The organism is Paenibacillus sp. OK076 (assembly GCF_900110055.1).
Taxonomy (GTDB): Bacteria; Bacillota; Bacilli; order Paenibacillales; family Paenibacillaceae; genus Paenibacillus.
The window spans coordinates 130,232-145,447 of sequence record NZ_FOCH01000005.1 but is presented as its reverse complement, the minus strand read 5'-3'; the positions used below and the strand labels follow the sequence as shown (position 1 = coordinate 145,447).

The following is a 15,216-nucleotide window of genomic DNA, read 5'->3' as shown; positions in this document are numbered from 1 at the left end:
GGATATGGGAAGTTATATAGTCAAACGGATATTGCTCGCCATACCCTTGCTGTTCGTCATTTCATTGATAACGTTTGTACTCATTAATCTTTCGCCCCTGGACCCCGCCGTAGTTGTATTACAGGCACAGGAGGTTCCTCAGATCACGGACGAATTAATCGCCCAAACGAATGAAGCATTGGGGTTCGATAAACCGTTCGTTATTCAGTATGTGAATTGGTTGATGGCCTGTATGCAGTTGGATTTTGGCAGCTCGTATGTATCCGGTGAACCGGTGTTGTCCCTGATTGGTCCTGCATTCCTGAACACATTAAAATTAACACTGGTATCGTCGGTGTTCATTATTGGATTCTCCATCCTGTTGGGTGTGATCTGTGCCATGAGAGAAGGTAAAGCCGTTGATAAATCGGTGAGAGGCCTCTCGTTTGTCCTGACCGCCATGCCATCTTACTGGCTCGCAGCCATCATGATCTCGACTTTTTCCGTCAAGCTGGACTTGCTGCCTACGAGCGGAATGGATTCGTTGAAAAGCTACATTTTGCCGGTGATTGTAATCACGGTGAGTTATACAGGCATTTATTTTAGGACGGTCCGGAGTTCCATGTTAAGCAACATGAATGAGGATTACGTGCTCTATGGAAGGGCAAGCGGCTTAACTGAGCGGAAGGTGACCCTGCATATTTTGCGAAATTCGCTGCAAGTGGCGGTATCCATATTTTGCATGGCGATCCCCATCGTGCTCGGCAGTACCGTTGTGATTGAAAATGTGTTCGCCTGGCCGGGACTTGGAAGGTTGAGCGTGCGGTCCATCCTCAATCGGGATTTCCCGATGATTCAGGCGTATGTTCTTATTTTGGCCGTAACCTTTGTGCTGTTTAATACGATTTCTGACGTGATCAATGCGGCGATGAATCCCCGATTAAGAAAGGATCTCTAATGCGATTATTAAGAAATTTGAGTAAAGACAAGCTTGCGATGACATCGCTCGCTGTTATTGTGATCATTATTGCTGTGGGCGTATTTGCCCCGTTGTGTGCACCCCATGACCCGGAGGAAGTGAATATGAAGCTTCGATATGCTTCCTCCTCCTGGAGTTATTGGCTAGGAAATGATCACTTGGGCAGATGTGTGTTATCCAGACTCATTTATGGTATTCGTCCCAGTGTGCTATGGGTTTTGGTTGCCCTGATGATATCTGTTCTGGTCGGAGCTGTTGTCGGATTTATCGCAGGGTACTTCAAGGGGAAGACAGATGCCTGGATCATGAGACTTTGTGATGTCATGCTGTCTTTCCCGGGATACGTCATGACACTGGCGGTGGTCGGTATTTTGGGTGCGGGACTTGAACATATTCTGATCGCGTTTGTAGTCATGAAATGGGCGTGGTTTGCCCGCGTTATTCGCACATCCGTGATGCAGTTCTCCGAGATGGAGTATGTGAAATTCGCCAAAGCCTCTGGCATTGGCAGCTTCAGAATTATAACCAAGCATATCGTTCCGGTAACATTTGCCGATATTGCGGTGATTGCCAGTGGTTCCATGTGTTCGATGATGCTGCAGATCTCGGGACTTTCTTTTCTGGGTTTGGGAATTCAGGCCCCTCATGCCGAATGGGGGATGATGTTGAATGAGACAAGGGAAGTCATGTTCTCCAGACCGGAGTTAATGCTGGCACCTGGACTAGCCATTGTGATTGTGGTGTCGGCCTTTAATTTTTTATCGGATGCACTTCAGGTCGCGTTGGACCCCAAATTAATGACTTCCCAAGGTAAGCTTCGTAAAAAAGAGGTGGGAAAAGCCGTTTATGAATATAGTAGAGGTTAAACATTTGAAGATCTGGGACGCCCATACGGACAAGGTCATTATTCATAACAGTTCATTTCAGGTCAAACAAGGAAGCTGTCTGGCGATTGTCGGAGAAAGCGGAAGTGGCAAGTCCGTCACATGCAGGTCCATTATGCGTTTGAATAAACCCTGGATTCGCCAATCCGGAACGATTCTCTTCAAAGACGAGGACATGGGCCGGCTTTCTGAACAAGAGATGAGACGAAGAAGAGGCAAAAACCTGTGTATGATTCTGCAAAATGGCATGAGTGCGTTTGACCCTTCTTGTGTAATCGGTGTCCATATCCGGGAGACGCTACAGACGCATTTTGACTGGAGCAACAAAGAAAGCGAACGGAAGATCATGAGCGCCATGGAAAGTGTCATGTTAAAGAATCCGCAGGAAATCCTGAATCAATATCCACATCAGCTATCCGGGGGCATGTTGCAGCGCATTATGATTGCATTGGCACTTGTGCTGGAGCCGGATCTGATCATTGCGGATGAACCCACAACGGCGCTGGATACGATCTCTCAATATGAAGTGGTTGAACAATTGATTCGACTGCGTGAGCGAATGGGTTGTTCCATGCTGTTTATATCCCATGACCTCGGTGTGGTCCAGAAGATTGCAGATGAAGTGATGGTCATGAAAGACGGTGCCATTGTCGAAAGTGGGCATATTCGTTCTGTTTTTACGAAGCCGAAGCATGCCTATACTCAATATTTGATTTCCACCCGATTGGAGCTGAGCAATCATTTCAGGAAATTGATGCAGGGAGGGGATACAGATGCTCAAGGTGGATGGGATCGAAAAGTCCTATAAACAAGGCGGATTATTCTCCAAACAAAGGCAGCAGGTGCTGAAAAAAGTGGCATTTGAATGCCAGCATGGCGAATGTCTCGGCATCATCGGCGAAAGTGGGAGCGGCAAGTCCACGTTGGGACGTTTGATCCTGGGCATCGAGAAGCCTGATCGCGGGCGTATTTTATTTGAGGGGAAAAACGTGAATGATCGCCGCGTGAGAAGGGGCAGCATCAGTGCCGTATTTCAAAATTATACGTCCTCCATTAATCCGTTTCTTACGGTGGAGGAAGCCATCATGGAGCCTTTGAAAGCTCAAAAAAAAGTGGAAGCGGATAAGCAAGTCAAGGTGGATACGTTATTGCATCAAGTGGGATTAGACTCGTCCTACAGGCTCAAATATCCGCATGAATTATCCGGTGGAGAGGCTCAGAGAGTATGTATTGCGAGAGCCATATCGACTGAACCCCGATGCATTGTATTCGATGAAGCCATTAGTTCTCTGGACGTGTCTGTGCAGATTCAGGTGCTGCGATTGTTAAAAGAATTAAAGCAATTTTATCAGATGAGCTATGTGTTCATTACGCATGATATTCAGGCGGCAGCTTATATTTGCGACAGAGTTATTATTTTCAGGGACGGTCAGATTGAGGAAATGGTGCCTATTGAGCAGCTGAAGCATGTTCAGTCCGATTATGCGAGGAGATTATTAACCTATTTAATTACGTTTCGGGGGGAGGATCAGGGATGAGTGGAGCGATGTCATGGCCGTTTCTGCGTTTGTACATCCTGGTTCTTCTGTATTTTAGTGCAAATGCAATTCTTAATGTCATTATTCCTTTACAGGGTGAATCCCTGGGTGCGAGCAGTACAACCATCGGGCTGATTATGGGGGCCTATATGTTCACGACCATGTTTTTCAGGCCATGGGCAGGTCATATCATTCAAAAGCGCGGACCTATTAAAGTCCTTCGTTTTATTCTGATTATCAATGGATTCGCCCTGATTTTATACACGTTTACAGGGCTTGGAGGCTATCTGCTCGCTCGTATTTTACAGGGGGTATCAACCGCTTTCTTTTCCATGGCGCTGCAGATTGGCATTATTGATGCCCTGCCGGAGAAAGACCGTTCCCAGGGCATTTCCTATTATTCGTTGTTCAGTTATATTCCCGGCATTGTGGGACCTGTCCTGGCGCTAGGGATTTGGCAGACAGGCGGGATGGATTATTTTACAGTGGTTCTGATCGGTATTGCGATCTGCACAGGCGTCTTCGGATATACCGCCAAAATGGACAAGATCAGGGAGCAGCATCCTGCTGGAAATCCATTGGAGCAGCGCGTAAGTATGCTTCAATCCTTTCGTCAATTGGTGCAAAATCCATTCTTGTTTAGATGCAGTGTGTTGATGCTAAGTGCTTCCGTTGTGTTTGGTGCTATCACGACCTTTATTCCGCTGTACGCCAGTCAATTGCCAAGCGGCAATGCGGGTGTCTATCTGATGCTTCAGGCAGGAACTGTGGTGCTTACCCGGATGTTGTTACGTAAAAAAATCCCCTCCGATGGCAAATGGCATGCACCTTTTATCATGGGAACGATGCTGCTGTTGGCAATAGCCGCACTATGTGTTAGCTGGGCAATCACAGAAGGAGCTGTCCTTTTGTATGTGGGGGCCATCTTGATGGGTATCGCTCAATCCATTCTCTATCCAACGTTAACCACCTATTTATCCTTTGTGCTGCCGCAGTTGAATCGGAATGTGTTAATTGGTTTATTCATTGCGACAGCAGATCTGGGCGTATCTCTGGGCGGTGTGTTGATGGGACCGGTCGCTGATTTATCCTCCTATTCGTATATGTACATGATTTGTGCTATCCTAGGGGCGGTAATGATTGCTTTTGCCTATCAACGAAGAAAACCCGTCACAGATATGTCTGTGGGTTAACTGCCAGAAGAAAGTGGGGTAACGGTTTGGAGTCATCTGTAACGGCGAACGGCAAACTAAACCCGGTATCCTTTTCATTTATCCGGTTTTATCTGTTGGCCTTTTTATTTTTTGCCGCCAATTCGACTTTGACGATTATTCTCCCTTTGCGGAGTGAAGCTGCAGGATTGAACCAGGCCGAGATTGGCCTGATGATGGGGGCTTACATGTTTACGTGTATGCTTCTAAGGCCTTTTGCAGCGCAGCTTCTGGGACGTTATGGCCCGCTGCGTGTGATGCAGTGGCTGTTGATTTTGCATGCCGCAACACTGCTGCTGTTTGTTGGTTTTGGTGTGGAGGTGTATTTGTGGCTGCGGGCGCTGCAAGGTGTAGCTACGGCGTTCTTTTCCATGACGATGCAGGCGGGCATTGTCGAAAAGCTGGAGGATAAGGACCGCGCTCAGGGATTGTCCATGTATACCCTTTTTACGATGGTCCCGTCTCTGGTTATTCCCATACTCGCTATCCAGATCTGGGAAAATGCCAGCGACATCTGGTTTACTATGCTAATGATCGGTTTGGCGGCCCTTCCACTCCTGATCGGCTATAACGTGGACTTGCCCCGAAGCACGGTACAGAATAAATCGTATACGCTCGGAGATATGGTGCGGTCATTCGGCGGCATCTGGCGCAGCACACCACTGTTGATTAGCAGCATAGTTATGCTGTTTGCTTCATGTGTATTTGGAGCCACGGCGACCTTTCTTCCGCTGTATTTGGTATCGACCGGGAAGGCGAGCGCGGGGGTGTTCTTAACTATCCAGGGATTGGTCGTCATCTTGTGCAGATTCATTCTGCGTAAAAAAATCCCTTCCGACGGCAGCTGGAATACGTGGCTGATGGCGGGGCTGCTGTTATGTGCGGCACTGGGAACCCAGCTGCTTGCTCTGTCGGAGACGATCGGTCCGATGGTATACCTGTCTGCGGTGTTCAGTGGGTTTGCCGTGGCCTTGCTGTACCCGACATTAACCACGTATTTGTCATTTGTGCTGCCGACCGATTCCCGATATGTACTGATGGGCATTTTCATGTCCTCGTATGATCTGGGCTTCTCACTGGGCGGGCTTGCGATGGGGCTAATTGTACAAATAAGCTCGTATTCAACCATGTTTACGATCTGTACGCTGCTATCCGTTGCCGCCATGATTCTCGTTGTAGCTTTCAGGCAAAGGATGGAAGCGGGCAATAGGGCTAAATCTGTGGTGGCAACCTAATTATACGGCATCTATAAGAACAAAAATTAAAGGCATATGGACTGACTTTCTGGAGACGTAGCATTATGATACGAAGCTGCAGGAGTCAGGTCATAGGCCTTCTTTTGGCTGTTTTTTTCGATTATACATTAAAAATGATTTGACAACAGCGTGCAACAGGATTATAGTCATTGTTGTTAATCGTAAAAATTACTATTAAGGTCGAAAGCATATTGACCACAACCATAAGGAGTAGATACACATGACACAAAAGCAGGTTCCGGTAACAGTTCTTAGCGGTTACCTCGGTTCAGGTAAAACCACCGTTCTTAATCACGTACTGCACAATCGACAGGGGCTCAAGGTCGCGGTCATCGTTAATGACATGAGTGAGGTCAACATTGATGCCGCTCTGGTGAAGGGTGAGGCGACATTGTCTCGTACCGAAGAAAAGCTGGTGGAGCTGTCCAATGGCTGCATCTGCTGCACCTTGCGAGATGATCTGATGCAGGAGATTGAGAAGCTGGTGAATGAAGGCAGGTTTGATTATATCCTGATTGAATCCACAGGCATTAGTGAACCTGTGCCGGTAGCGCAGACCTTTACATATGCCGACGAGGAGTCGGGTATTGATCTGACAAGTCTGGCAAAGCTGGATTGTCTGGTAACCGTTGTGGATGCCCATCGATTCTGGCATGATTTTGCCTCAGGGCAGAGCCTGCTGGATCGGAACCAGGCCACGGGTGAGGAAGATACCCGTGATGTTGTGGACCTGCTGATTGATCAGATTGAGACATGTGATGTCCTGCTGCTGAACAAATGTGATCTGGTCGATGACGTGGAGCTGAACAAGCTTGAAGGTGTCATCCGCAAGCTTCAGCCTAATGCCAAAATCATTCGGACTTTGAACGGACAGGTCAACCCGTCTGGAATTTTGAATACAGGTCTCTTTGACTTCGAGAAAGCAAGCATGTCCGCCGGATGGATTCAGGAGCTGGAGAAGGAATCACATACACCGGAGACCGAGGAATACGGTATTGGCTCCTTCGTGTATCGTCGTCGAAAACCATTCCACCCTTCTCGTCTGGCTGAATTCATGAGCTGCTGGCCGGAAGAAGTGGTGCGTGCCAAAGGGCTGGTCTGGCTCGCGGCTGAAGGGGATCTGGCTGCAAGTCTGAGTCAGGCGGGATCGTCGATTCAGTTTGGCCCTGCCGGGCATTGGGTTGCGGCATTACCGGATGCGGACAAGGAAGAAATTTTGCGTACAGAGCCAGATGTACTGGAAAAGTGGGATGCACAGTGGGGAGACCGTCAGACCGAGCTGGTCATGATCGGGATTGAAATGGAGCGCGCCATCATTGAAGAAGAACTGGACCAATGTCTGCTCAGTGATGAAGAAATGCAGGCCGACTGGGGACTTTTCGACAATCCTCTGCCGTGGCCAGTTGAAGCCGTATAAAAACTAATTTATAAAAGGAGCTGTAAACCGTGGCCAAAAAATCAAAAGTGGTACGTGAAAAACAACGTCAGGCAATCGTAGCGAAATATGCGGAGCTGCGCCGGGAACTGAAAGAAAAAGGGGATTATGAAGCGCTGCAGAAACTGCCGCGCAATGCTTCTCCGACCCGATTGAAAAATCGCTGCGAACTGACAGGCCGCCCGAGAGGATATTTGCGCAAGTTCAAGGTTTCGCGGATTGTATTCCGTGAGCTGGCTCATCAAGGGCAAATTCCGGGCGTCACGAAGTCAAGCTGGTAAGACGCATGCATGATGTATTTGATTATGTTTGTGTAATTGTTGGAGGGGGGCCAGCCGGGATCGGCATGGCCTCTGTCCTGCAGGATCTGGGAATGCCTCGTTTTACCGTGCTGGAACGCAGTGAGGTGGGGGCAACTTTTCTGGCGTGGCCGGAGGAAATGCGTCTGATCACCCCTTCGTTCACAAGTAATGCCTACGGCATGATGGATCTGAACGCGGTGGCTGGAGCAGACGGGGGTACTTTCTGCCCTGACTGGCGCGTTGACGCCGGCACTTGCGATCTTTCGTCTGCCGGGTGATGCCGCGGGCGGTATGTTGTTTTCCATTTTGCGAAAAGACGGGTTGTTGGTGCTGAATCAGGATCAGGGCTCCTTCGTTGAAGACTTGAGCGGCGGGCAGCTGTTTATTCTTGTGTACCTGGCTTCAACGTTAACGGCATGTCTGGTGACGATGTGGACCATTCGCAAGGAGTTGGGAACAGTCTTTGGCATGCAACTGGCAGGCAAACAGCTCGTAACATCACTGGGCAGTGCATTTATACTGGCATGGCTATGGAACTGGATTGCATAACGATGTTGATGAAAGGGTGTGATCTCCATGCTGGACTCGTTTACCATTCGGAGAATTCAATCGGTGATGAACGGTTATATCCATGAGAAGGTCCCGGCACCACTGCGCACCATGGTGAAATTAACGTATGAGATGAATGATAATGAACTGATTTTGACCGAGGAAAGACCCGCTGAAGAACGATATCAGTGGGACAAACTGCATATTGCCCGATTTTACTGGGAAGAGAATCAGTGGAAGGTATATGCCAAAGACGAACACAGCAGCTGGAATGTGGTAGACGTTATTGAGCCTTGTCCGGATTTTGAAGATCTGCTGGAGCAGGTTGAGCGGGACGAAGCGGGTCTGTTCTGGCGCTGAATGCGTGGTTTTTAACGCAAATATGTGCTGGAGGGAGGGTTTGCAATGCAAAAGGTACAACAGAATAGCAGGATTAGCCGAGTAGTGAACGATTCTTTTATCATGCCGGATAAAGCTGAGCGCTTGCGGTTATTCGGCTCCATTGATCCGATACAGGGAGATAAGCCTGTACGGAAAGAAGAGATGCAAGATTTGCAGAATAGCAAAAATGATTTTCTATTTGAGCTGCAGCAAGTCGGTATTGATCAGGTGAAGTATCCTTTGGATGTCATTTCGGCCAAAGATCCCGTTCGATTGTCCAGCATCGGAACGTTCCGGCTGACGACTTCGCTGGATCGCGAATCAAAAGGCATTAACATGAGCCGCTTGATGGAGCAGCTTCAGCACAGTCGCGGAGAAGGGTTAAGTGACCGGATTCCGGATCTGGTTGCGCTGACGCAGCGGATGGCCGAACAGATGAATCAGGCGAAGGCAGAGCTGAAAGTGACCTATCCCTGGTTCTACGAAAGAACCGCCCCCGTAACCGGTTTGTCTGGACTAAATCATTCTTTGGCTACGGTTCATGTCATCTGGGAAGCTGGAAAATCCCCTGTTCTGAGAACAGGTTTACATATACAGATCACGACATTATGCCCATGCTCGAAGGAGATCAGCGAATATAGCGCGCACAACCAGCGGGGGTCATTGCGTATCCAGGTACAAGCCAACCCGGGAGACGCGCTGCCGGGCTATTGGAAGGAAGAACTGCTGAATGTGGCCGAATCCAATGCAAGCAGCTGTCTTTACCCCATACTCAAAAGGCCTGATGAGAAACGGGTCACGGAACGTGCATATGAGAATCCGCGGTTTGTGGAAGACATCGTCCGGCTGGTGGCGGCAGATCTGTATGAGAAGCATTGGGTAAATAAATTTAAGGTAGATTGCAAAAATGAAGAGTCCATTCATCAGCATGATGCCGTAGCTCGTATCGTATATGACAAGTCGAGATAACGATAGTATGAGGGCTAAGGAATTCATTTCATTTTATATCACATTACAAAATGAAGAGTAAACAGAAGAACCACCGTCAGAGCTTCAGCGGCGGTTCTTCTGTTTTTTTGTGATTCTATGAGCGATTTAGGCACCATTGCGCTAGACTTCGTACAAAATTTCACCCGTTCGGGATACATCATACCCTTCAAATGATTGCAGTTCCTGCCTGAATTCCGGAGATTGCAGAATGCGCAGTACCGATTCGATCCACCCTTCGTTCCCTTGTTTCTTCAGCATTACCAGATCATAACGTTCCTGAACAAGTGGAATAAAATCAACCTGACCGACAAGTCGTGCAGCCTTCTCGCTGCCGATTCCTACATCGGCTTCACCGGAACTGACCTTGGCAGCTACACCCATATGACTGGTTTCTTCCACGTCATATCCAATCAGATGGGAAGCAGGGATACCATGCAGACGCAATTGTTCATCCAGCAATACACGTGCACCCGAACCTTTCTCCCGGTTAGCCAATCGCAGCTCAGGCTGCTTCAGATCTGTCCAGTTCTGCAAGCCGCGCGGATTACCACGTTGAACGTACAGCCCAGCAGGTCGTGTCAGCAGATTCACGACGACATACGACCAGCCAATCAGGATTTTGCGAATGTAGGGCAGATTATACTCCCCTGTATCTCCATCCAGCAGATGGGTGCTGACCAGATCGGACTCCCCACGGTACATGGAGATCAAGCCGTCGAGACTGCCCATGAACGAACGCAGCGGACGAATATCCCGAGTTTGCTTCTCCATATGTCGCATGAGAATATCGAGGCTGACATCTTGTCCCGTAATGACCAGATGACGTGCCGAATGCGCTGCCGAAGGGTTGCCCGCCATGGAGGTTGGAGCTGCGAATGTCTCTCTGGATAGAGGCGAAGTATTTGCAGCGGAATGAACGGCATGGGGAGTCGTCGGATCATTTTCCGTCCCGGAATAAGATTCAGCGGGGAGAACTGAATCCACAGCGGCCCGGTGCGCTGGCGATTGAAGCTGCTTGGAGCGCTGTTTATACGCTTCCAGATCGGTGGCGTCCACTCGCATTTGTTTACCGACGCGATACGCGACGAGGTCTCCCTTTTTGATTAGATCGTAGACCGTCAGTTTAGATATTTTGAGTAGCTTGGATATTTCTTCGGTGGTATAGGATTGCTCCTCCGTCATCAGTGAAGATCCTCCTTCAAGGTACAGATCATAACTATATAACCTCAACTAATGGATATTTACACTGGCACTCCAATGACAGAACAATCTTCCGATCGCTGTTATCCCCAGATTTCTTTGATCCCTTTATCAAAAGGGGAAATCCGGGGATAGCGTATGCTTCCGATGTAGCTTTCTTTCAGAAAGCTTGTAGGCGAAGTGTATGCTTTCGAAGTAGCTTTCTTTCAGAAAGCTTGTAGCTTCGCTTCTTCAGATTATTTCTGTCCTCTCCGTTATGGTGTAAATGTTAGTTGAACATATATATTCAGATTTTAAACTATATTCGTTCATCAACGCTCATCGTCCCAGATAAACGCTGGCGTCTCTTGTACTATACCATTAACAGCCAGAGGGGATAAACTCGACCAACATAATTCAGCTATAGATGGCTTGCCCTTCAACGAATGCTTCAAAGACTACCTTCCTATTTCAATGATCTTATGTATAATGAAATATAATTAATTATATCTAGTTATAACTAAACATAACATCGGGGGAGAAGTGGATGAAAAAGAATATTGGATATGTGTTGGGGAGTATGTCACTTGGACTGGCTCTTGTATTAGCCGGTTGCGGTGCAAGTACGGACAGTAAAGATACATCCACAGCAATGGAACAAACCGGTTCAACACCAGCGACATCAGGTGAGAGTTCAACGTCCGGGGCAACAGATCCTCAGGAAAAGGTGGAGCTAACGATCTCAGCGGCAGCCAGTCTGACGGATGCCATGAAGGAAATTGAAACGAATTTTGAAGCTGCGAATCCCAATGTGGAGCTTAACTTCAACTTTGGTGCATCCGGTGCATTGCAACAGCAAATTGAACAAGGCGCGCCAGCAGATGTTTTTGTATCGGCTGCGACCAAAAATATGAACGCGCTCGTGGATGAGAAACTGATTGCCTCCGGTGATCAGAAGAATTTGCTGCAAAATTCATTGGTAGCCATAATTCCAGCGGACAGTTCAGATACCGTAACAAGCGAGAAGGATCTGACGGCGGATTCCATCCAAACCGTAGCGATTGGTATACCGGAAAGTGTGCCTGCGGGAACCTATGCTAAGGAAGCATTGACCAATGCCAAACTATGGGATCAGTTGGAAGGTAAGCTTGTACAAGGCAAGGATGTCAGACAGGTTCTGCAATATGTAGAAACAAGCAATGCGGATGCGGGATTTGTGTACAAAACGGATGCGCTCACTTCTGATCAGGTGAAAATTGCATTTGAAGTGGACAAGAAAAGCTATACACCTGCCAATTATCCAGTAGGGATTATTGAAGGTACGAAGTACCGGACAGAAGCAGAACAATTCTACACGTATTTGCAAACGCCTGAAGTGCTTGATGTATTTGCCAAGTACGGGTTCTCCATTCCGGAATGAATGTGAGCGCAATAGACTGGGCGGTATTCTGGCCACCGGTTCGTCTTTCCCTTCAAGTTGCGCTGTTGTCCAGTGTGATCGCAGCAGTGTTTGGCATCGCTGTGGCCTGGAAGATGTCGCGTACCTCGTTCCGTGGCAAAATTTTTCTGGAAACGGCATTTATGCTCCCACTGGTGCTTCCGCCGACTGTGGTCGGATTTATATTGCTCGTGTTACTGGGGCGTAAGAGCCTGCTCGGACGGTGGATTGAAGCCATCTTCTCCGCACCTGTCATTTTCTCTTGGTGGGCAGCTGTGATTGCCTCGGTGGTGGTTGCGTTCCCATTGGTATATCAGACGATGAAATCCGGTTTTAGCGGGATTGATAAGGATCTGGAAGATGCAGGCCGCTCCATCGGAGCGAATGAATGGCAGGTATTTCGTCATATCTCACTTCCGCTTGCAGGGAGAGCGTTGATGACGGCATTCATCCTGGGTTTCGCGCGTGCACTGGGGGAATTCGGGGCTACGCTCATGATCGCAGGTAATATTCCGGGCAAAACGCAAACCGTACCCACTGCAATCTATGTTGCTGTGGATTCGGGCAATCAGACGATGGCCTGGATGTGGACCGGCTCTATTATTATCATTTCGTTTATCATGCTGCTCTTAACCAGACAGCCCCGCGACGGAAAGGCATGATGTGGGCTATTTAAAGTGAAAGCGATAAGGATTAGCATTAGCATTAGCATTCAAAAAACCCGCTCAAGGAATCTTTCCTCGGAGCGGGTTTTCATTTGCGCAGGCCGCATATATGGGATATCATGTATGTTTACGTTCATCCAGCCGATTTTTGTTCAGCCTGTTTGAACAGAAGGTGTCTTATAACGGGCAGGGTCCAGCGTTTTGATCATAAATACAATCTCTTCCTGTCGTTCAGGTGTCTGTACCGTTTTATGATGAAAAGGTTCATATCCCCGCCGTTCATACATGGGAGCAAGCCAGGGATGGCGAGTCGCTGTTGCCAGAAATACGGCAGGAGCATCAAGCTTTTGCAGAATGATATGTTGCTCTACCCAATCCAGTAGTTTGGAGCCGTAACCCTGGCTTTTATGGGCCGGACTTACCGCGAACCAGCGGATGAAAGGATAGGGGCTGATGGCTTTCCGCTGTTCATCTTCGGCTCGATCAAGGGTAACCGTGGCAATGATTTCTCCCCCTTTTTCAAGAATATAGCATTCATGCTGTACAATATTATTCTGGATGACTTCCAGTGTAGCGTGTCCGGCTGGAAAAGGAATGTTCAGGGCTCGAATTGTCTCATAGGCATCAACGGTAACAGCCTGCAATTGTTCGGCATCTTCAAGTGTAGCCAATCGGTATTGTTCGGTCATGATCGATCAATCCCTTCTATGAAAATTAACTATTTCAACCTGTTAAGTTGGTTTAAATATTTTGGTGTTATTTTATCATGAAATTCAGGGTTGGAATATAATTCTCGAATCAGATCTGTCTATAAGTCCATCGAAAGCTTCTATATGTCAAAATGACAAAACTTTTTCCAATTTTACTCGTTTCAGGACTCGCCTAAACCATGCTCTATCCTGTAAAATAGAACTAACTGATTCCAGCCAAGAACTGAAATAAGGAGAGACGACTAATGAATACGAAATCTGATTTCGGTATATCGTTGCAAATCGACGACTATCTGGATCTTTTGCATTTTGCCATCCAAATCGAGGATCAGGAATGGCAGCAGTCCCTTATCCACCAGCTCAAAATATTTCAGCCGGAAGCGGAGCAGCGCACACCTGAAGAAGAATTATGGATGAGATTTGATTATATCAACAGCAAACTGACAGGTCTCTGCCACCAGATTCACGCGGCCCATTCAACGGATGAACGCAAGAAGTTTGAAGAACGAATCGGACTGTTGCAACTGCAGCGTATAGAAGTAGCTCGTAAAATTAAATGGGCTAGTCGCAGATAGATGCGTAATTGAATTTAATATGATCTATAATTGAAGAAGCGATCCCCAGCCCCGTCGGAGGATCGCTTCTTTTGGTTTACTTTTGGATCAGGGAACGGGTGAAGCATAGAGAAGTTCTATAACGTTATCAGGATGTCCTATTAGCATATATATTGCCTGGGCATGACATCCAGTGCTATTCTTTGTTCAACCTAATTCCGACTATACAAGTGTGAATGGTTAGTTAAATCAAAAATGAGGAATGGGAGTACACATCATATTGGCTGAAATGACAGCCTGTGGAGGAGATCGGGAATGGTTAATCACTGGGGGATTCAGAAATTTCGGACAGCATTGCTGTTCATTACTATGTTGGCGGTACTGGCGGGTTGCAGTTCAGGCAATGCATCGAATGAATCGAATTCCGCATCTGCGTCCGGTCAGGATAAAGTAAAGAAGATCATTGTGGGTACAGGCACTCAATTCCCTAATGTTTGCTTTATTGATGAGAATGGCAAGCTGACGGGCTACGATGTAGAGCTGATCCGCGAGATTGATAAACGATTGCCAGAATATGAATTTGAGTTCAGTACAATGGAATTCAAAAATCTGCTGCTCAGTCTTGAAACGAAGAAAATAGACCTGATCGCTCACCAGATGGAAGTGAATGAAGAGAGACAGGCCAAGTTCCTCTTTAATGACGAGGCATATAACATTTTTCCTAATAAAATCGTTGTAAGCGAGAAAAACCAGGATGTAAAATCCATCGAGGATCTGAAAGGTAAAAAACTGATTGTTGGCGCGACGAGTAATGCGGCTGTACTGGCTGAGAAATGGAATGCAGCGAACGGTAACGCCATTGACATTGTGTATTCCGGAGCAGGGGAAGATACGAATACCCAGATCAAAACAGGGCGGGTGGATGCAACCATCAGCACGCAGTTTGCCATCGATTATCAGAATAAAGTGGTGGATGCACAGTTGAAAACTGTCGGAGAAGCTCTCTCCAACTCCAAAGTGTATTTCATTCTGAACAAGGATGAGGAAGAGCTCAAAACTAAAGTGGATGAAGCGCTCAAATCAATCAAGGAAGATGGGACATTGAGCAAATTGAGCACAGAGTGGCTGGGAGCCGATTACACGGTTGAGGAATAGTTCGTTGAGAA

General features: G+C 47.6%; 18 protein-coding genes. 16 read left to right on the top strand and 2 right to left on the bottom strand.

Going from position 1 to position 15,216, the window contains the following annotated elements; genetic code table 11:
• Window positions 1-4: 4 nt before the first annotated feature.
• The 12 genes from opp1B to folE2 all read left to right on the top strand — a co-directional run bounded on the left by opp1B (window position 5) and on the right by folE2 (window position 9,483).
• Entirely contained in the window at window positions 5-937 is a 933-nt protein-coding gene (gene opp1B, locus BMY78_RS27430; RefSeq protein WP_090904466.1) for a nickel/cobalt ABC transporter permease, read from the top strand.
• A complete protein-coding gene (opp1C, locus tag BMY78_RS27425) occupies window positions 937-1,824 on the top strand; it encodes a staphylopine uptake ABC transporter permease subunit CntC (protein ID WP_090904465.1) in 888 nt (295 codons plus the stop codon). Before opp1B ends, opp1C begins: the two co-directional genes overlap by 1 nt.
• Complete coding sequence (locus BMY78_RS27420; RefSeq protein WP_090904464.1) at window positions 1,805-2,650, top strand: staphylopine uptake ABC transporter ATP-binding protein CntD; 846 nt, start codon at window positions 1,805-1,807, stop codon at window positions 2,648-2,650. The genes opp1C and BMY78_RS27420 overlap by 20 nt, the downstream gene beginning before the upstream one ends.
• On the top strand, window positions 2,616-3,380 hold the full coding sequence (locus tag BMY78_RS27415) for an ABC transporter ATP-binding protein (protein ID WP_090904463.1): 765 nt from the start codon (window positions 2,616-2,618) through the stop codon (window positions 3,378-3,380). Before BMY78_RS27420 ends, BMY78_RS27415 begins: the two co-directional genes overlap by 35 nt.
• Window positions 3,377-4,573 carry a staphylopine family metallophore export MFS transporter CntE gene (locus BMY78_RS27410; RefSeq protein WP_090904462.1) on the top strand — a complete coding sequence of 399 codons (1,197 nt, stop codon included), beginning with the start codon at window positions 3,377-3,379 and terminating at the stop codon, window positions 4,571-4,573. The genes BMY78_RS27415 and BMY78_RS27410 overlap by 4 nt, the downstream gene beginning before the upstream one ends.
• A gap of 26 nt (window positions 4,574-4,599) precedes the next feature.
• Complete coding sequence (locus BMY78_RS27405) at window positions 4,600-5,826, top strand: staphylopine family metallophore export MFS transporter CntE (RefSeq protein ID WP_090904461.1); 1,227 nt, start codon at window positions 4,600-4,602, stop codon at window positions 5,824-5,826.
• 241 nt (window positions 5,827-6,067) lie between these two features.
• Window positions 6,068-7,264 carry a GTP-binding protein gene (locus BMY78_RS27400; RefSeq protein WP_090904460.1) on the top strand — a complete coding sequence of 399 codons (1,197 nt, stop codon included), beginning with the start codon at window positions 6,068-6,070 and terminating at the stop codon, window positions 7,262-7,264.
• A 29-nt stretch (window positions 7,265-7,293) separates the two neighbouring features.
• Window positions 7,294-7,563, top strand: coding sequence for a 30S ribosomal protein S14 (gene rpsN, locus BMY78_RS27395; protein ID WP_090904459.1), 270 nt, complete (start codon window positions 7,294-7,296; stop codon window positions 7,561-7,563).
• A 5-nt stretch (window positions 7,564-7,568) separates the two neighbouring features.
• Window positions 7,569-7,862 (top strand): NAD(P)-binding domain-containing protein, encoded by a 294-nt coding sequence (locus tag BMY78_RS27390; RefSeq protein ID WP_090904458.1) that lies wholly within the window; start codon window positions 7,569-7,571, stop codon window positions 7,860-7,862.
• Complete coding sequence (locus tag BMY78_RS27385) at window positions 7,825-8,133, top strand: hypothetical protein (protein WP_177185893.1); 309 nt, start codon at window positions 7,825-7,827, stop codon at window positions 8,131-8,133. The genes BMY78_RS27390 and BMY78_RS27385 overlap by 38 nt, the downstream gene beginning before the upstream one ends.
• A 27-nt stretch (window positions 8,134-8,160) precedes the next feature.
• Complete coding sequence (locus BMY78_RS27380; RefSeq protein WP_090904456.1) at window positions 8,161-8,493, top strand: DUF3024 domain-containing protein; 333 nt, start codon at window positions 8,161-8,163, stop codon at window positions 8,491-8,493.
• 45 nt (window positions 8,494-8,538) lie between these two features.
• A complete protein-coding gene (gene folE2, locus BMY78_RS27375; RefSeq protein ID WP_177185892.1) occupies window positions 8,539-9,483 on the top strand; it encodes a GTP cyclohydrolase FolE2 in 945 nt (314 codons plus the stop codon).
• Between the two features lie 141 nt (window positions 9,484-9,624).
• Here folE2 and BMY78_RS27370 read toward each other — a convergent pair whose 3' ends face one another.
• On the bottom strand, window positions 9,625-10,686 hold the full coding sequence (locus BMY78_RS27370; protein ID WP_090904455.1) for a substrate-binding domain-containing protein: 1,062 nt from the start codon (window positions 10,684-10,686) through the stop codon (window positions 9,625-9,627).
• Between the two features lie 544 nt (window positions 10,687-11,230).
• Here BMY78_RS27370 and modA point away from each other — a divergent pair.
• Together modA and modB are read left to right on the top strand one after the other, a co-directional pair.
• A complete protein-coding gene (gene modA, locus BMY78_RS27365; protein ID WP_090904454.1) occupies window positions 11,231-12,103 on the top strand; it encodes a molybdate ABC transporter substrate-binding protein in 873 nt (290 codons plus the stop codon).
• A complete protein-coding gene (gene modB, locus BMY78_RS27360; protein WP_090904453.1) occupies window positions 12,100-12,783 on the top strand; it encodes a molybdate ABC transporter permease subunit in 684 nt (227 codons plus the stop codon). Before modA ends, modB begins: the two co-directional genes overlap by 4 nt.
• Before the next feature lie 155 nt (window positions 12,784-12,938).
• Here the strand turns inward: modB and BMY78_RS27355 are convergent, their stop codons facing one another.
• Window positions 12,939-13,475: a GNAT family N-acetyltransferase gene (locus BMY78_RS27355; protein ID WP_090904452.1), complete on the bottom strand. Its 537-nt coding sequence runs from the start codon at window positions 13,473-13,475 to the stop codon at window positions 12,939-12,941.
• Between the two features lie 266 nt (window positions 13,476-13,741).
• Between BMY78_RS27355 and BMY78_RS27350 the strand changes: the two genes are divergently transcribed.
• Window positions 13,742-14,071 (top strand): hypothetical protein, encoded by a 330-nt coding sequence (locus BMY78_RS27350; protein ID WP_090904451.1) that lies wholly within the window; start codon window positions 13,742-13,744, stop codon window positions 14,069-14,071.
• A gap of 294 nt (window positions 14,072-14,365) precedes the next feature.
• Window positions 14,366-15,205 carry a transporter substrate-binding domain-containing protein gene (locus tag BMY78_RS27345; protein WP_090904450.1) on the top strand — a complete coding sequence of 280 codons (840 nt, stop codon included), beginning with the start codon at window positions 14,366-14,368 and terminating at the stop codon, window positions 15,203-15,205.
• Window positions 15,206-15,216: the final 11 nt, after the last annotated feature.